General features: G+C 49.4%; 3 protein-coding genes. All 3 read right to left on the minus strand.

The genetic code is table 11. The features are described from left to right. The coding region (locus OEL57_RS15070) for an ABC transporter permease (protein ID WP_307726563.1) at positions 1–766 on the minus strand (766 nt) is incomplete at its 3' end. A 9-nt stretch (positions 767–775) separates the two neighbouring features. Continuing rightward, positions 776–2,254 carry a lysine--tRNA ligase gene (gene lysS, locus OEL57_RS15075; RefSeq protein ID WP_300741586.1) on the minus strand — a complete coding sequence of 493 codons (1,479 nt, stop codon included), beginning with the start codon at positions 2,252–2,254 and terminating at the stop codon, positions 776–778. Between the two features lie 80 nt (positions 2,255–2,334). Then, positions 2,335–3,924: ribonuclease E/G (locus OEL57_RS15080; protein ID WP_300741588.1), on the minus strand; the 1,590-nt coding region annotated here is incomplete at its 5' end.

Raw genomic sequence — 3,924 nt, forward strand, 5'->3', positions numbered from 1 at the left:
GGGCATACAGCTCTGGACCAAACTCATAATTGATTTTTTTTGCCAATTCCGTGGTGGCATAGACATCTGCAACCTTAAGCTGAATGCCGGTTACAGTGTCCCCAAGATCAAAGAATTTCTGAGCCTGATTGATACTGACATAGGCCAGGGTTGAGTCATATTCAAACATACCGGTGTTAAAAATGCCGGTCACCCGAAACGGCTTCAGCTTTGGCATCATCCCTAATGGAGTGATCGTGCCGGTGGGAGAGACGACATTTACCCGGTCCCCTAAAGTCAGATTAAGGTGTTTTGCAAGTTCACCACCGATCAGCAGGCCCGGTTCTGGAGAACCGTTTTCAAGCGGCTCAAGTGTATCCATTGCTCCACGAACAATGGCACGGGAAAGGCGGGTCACTTTCTTGTCAGATGTCGGGTCAATACCACGCAATACGACCCCGGAGACATTCCGTCCGGTTGACAGCATAACCTGATTGTAAATAAACGGAGTTGCTGCCTGGACACCGGGCAAACGGGTCAGGCGCTCCATTGTTGCCTGATAGTTTTCCATCGGAGCGCCGCTACGGATCACCACCAGATGGGCATTGGTTCCCAGTATTTTTTCCTTCAGATCCCGCTCAAAACCGGTCATAACCGCAAGCACGATAATCAGCGCCATAACCCCCAGGGTCACACCGGCAGTGGAGATAAAGGTAATTATTGATATAAACGTGGATTTACGCTTTGCCTTCAGATAGCGCAATCCTATTGTAAGTTCAAATGGCAGTGCCAACGGTTATTTTGCCTCTTTACGAAGTTGGGGAAACAGGATGACATCCCGAATCGAGGCGGCATCGGTAAGCAGCATCACCAGACGGTCAATACCGATCCCCTCGCCAGCTGTTGGTGGCAGGCCGTACTCCAGGGCACGCACATAGTCTTCATCCATGTAGTGCGCCTCTTCGTCCCCCTTGTCCTTCTCAGCCACCTGGGCAAGAAAGCGCTCCTTCTGATCAACCGGGTCATTCAGCTCGGAAAATGCGTTGGCAATTTCGCGCCCGCCAATCATCAACTCAAAGCGATCAACAATAGCAGGTTCGTGGTCATTTTTACGGGACAGCGGTGATACCTCGGTGGGATAGGCGGTTACAAAGGTAGGCTGGATCAGCTTGTGTTCAGCCACCTCTTCAAATATTTCCATAATCAGCTTGCCATAACTAATGTCATCAGTCAGACCAAGACCGATACTCCGAGCATAGGCCAATGCCAGATCACGGTCATCAAGTTTTTTGGCATCTATATCACCATATTCAAGGATCGCTTCTTTCACCGTCAGGCGCCGCCATGGGCGCTGAAAGCTAATGTTGTGTCCTTGACAGACAAAATCCAGGGCACCCAACACCTGCTCAGCTACATGACAGAACAGCTCTTCGGTAAAATCCATCAGGTCTTCAAAGGTGGCATAGGCCTGATAGAACTCCATCATGGTGAACTCAGGATTGTGACGAACCGAGATTCCTTCATTTCTGAAGTTTCGATTGATCTCAAAGACGCGCTCAAAACCACCGACCACCAGTCGCTTCAGGTACAACTCCGGCGCAATACGGAGGTACAGCTCCATATCAAGTGCATTATGATGGGTGACAAAGGGACGGGCCGTGGCACCACCGGGAATCTGGTGCATCATCGGTGTTTCAACTTCAAGAAAGTCACGGGAGGTCATAAAGCTGCGGATCAGGTTTACAATCCTGGAACGCTTGACAAACAACTCTCTCACCTCTGGATTGACGATCAGATCAACATAGCGCTGACGATAACGAGTTTCCACATCGGTCAGGCCATGAAACTTCTCCGGCAATGGCAAAAGGGATTTAACCAGAAGTCGGATAGCACGTGTATGAACGGAAAGTTCACCGGTCTTGGTGCGGAACGGAAACCCTGTAACCCCGATAATGTCACCGATATCAAAGGATTCAAACTGTGCAAAGACCTCTTCACCCAGATCATCCTTACGAACGTAGACCTGTATCCGGCCTTTACGGTCCTGCAACTGAATAAAGGCGGCCTTGCCAAATGAACGGCGGGCAATAATGCGTCCGGCCAGCACAAACTCAGCATCAGAGGCATCAATCTGCTCTATGGAACCATAGGCTGCAACGACATCAGCAGAGGTATGTTGTGGTTTAAAATCATTGGGGTAGGGATTGATCCCGGCAGCCCAAAGATCATTAACTTTTCTACGGCGTTGCAGCAACAACTCACTTAATTCTTCCATTGACTAAACTCACCTTTCAGACTCATTCCGCACAACGGGTGTAACGGAAGAAAGTAGCTCAGAGTACTACCAGCGTCAAGCTATTCTTTGCCCTCGTCAGCGACAATCGAGGCATTCTTTTTTGAGCGAGAAGCAGAGCGCTTACGGGCTTTTGGAGCTGTTGCAGGCTCTATTGACACACCCTCATCTGCGACCGGTTCTGGTGCTGCTGTCTTCTTGCGGGCAGGCGACTTACGTGCTCTTGCAGCAGGCTTTACCACAACAGGATCAGCAGGCGGAACAGGCTGGTCTTCCCCAATGTTAGTTTCAATAACAACTGTCGCCACTTTTTTAGCAGTCCGCTTGGGGCGTGAAGCCTTTACTGGAAGCACTGGCGCGTCGCCATCAGAGACGTCGACAGGCACTGGAACCTGCGGACTACCGGCATCTGCAGTATCCTGGCCACCAGACTCAGTTTCGCCATCGTTAACCACAGCCGGTTTTCTTCTAGAGCGGGATCGACGGCGTTTTTTAGCTACCGGCTCCTGGGGCTCAGCAGGCTGTCCAAAAACGACATCTTCACCGGTCACAGCCACAGACTCCTCAATTACTGAGGAGCCCAAGACATCATCCGGCTGCTCAGCAGTTGCAAGATCAGCAGGGCGATCAGCACTTTTTTTCTTGCGCTTACGCTTACGGCGTTTTTTTGCCACTGCCTCAGTTACTGCCTCGAGCTCCGGCACTTCCGTTATCGTTACAGAGTCAACAATATCAACTGGCGCAGACTGATGTGGCAGCTCAAGTTCTGGCAGATCATCGCGCAGTTTTTCCTTACGAACTGTTTCAAGTTCCAGCTGATTCAACAGGAACGATGGTTTACCCTTAATGGTAACAACAATTTCATAGTCATTCTCAATCTGAGCCAATTCACGTTTTTTGCGATTCAGTAAAAAATAGGCTACTTCGAGTGGCAATCCACCACGAACCTCAGCAATCTGCCCTTTGGCTGCAGCCGCATGCACCTTGCGCAAGAATGATACTGCCATCGCCTCCACCGATTTGACCCGACCACGTCCTTCACAATGTGGGCATTCCAGGTGAATAGCGTCATTAATATTTTTTGCAATCCTCTGGCGTGACATTTCCATCATGCCAAATTGAGATATCCTCCCCAGATTTACTCGGGCCTTATCTATCTTTAAAGCGTCTTTCAAGGTTCGCTCGACTTCCTTATTATGCTTGTTATCACGCATATCAATGAAGTCAATTACCACTAAACCACCTAAATCACGTAAACGCAGTTGCCGTGCGACCTCTGCAGCTGCCTCAAGGTTAGTTTTAAAAGCAGTATCCTCAACACCTTTTTCTCCACTGGATTTGCCAGAGTTAACATCGATAGAGACCAGCGCCTCGGTCGGCTCAATAACCAGTGAACCACCGGAAGGTAAAGGAACGCGCTTTTCATAGAGTTGATCAATCTGTTCTTCCAGCTGATATTTTGAAAAAATCGGGCGTTTTTCCTTATGCAGCTTAACCAGTCGCTCACAACCGGGCATGATCTCTTTAAAGAAATCAATTGCCTGCTGACAAGCAGCCTTATCATCAACCAAGACTTCATCGACATCATCAGAGAAGTAATCACGAATGGTGCGAATGATCACGCCGGCATCCTGATATACCTCACCGGCCCC

The organism is Trichlorobacter sp. (assembly GCF_030247655.1).
Taxonomy (GTDB): domain Bacteria; phylum Desulfobacterota; class Desulfuromonadia; order Geobacterales; family Pseudopelobacteraceae; genus Trichlorobacter.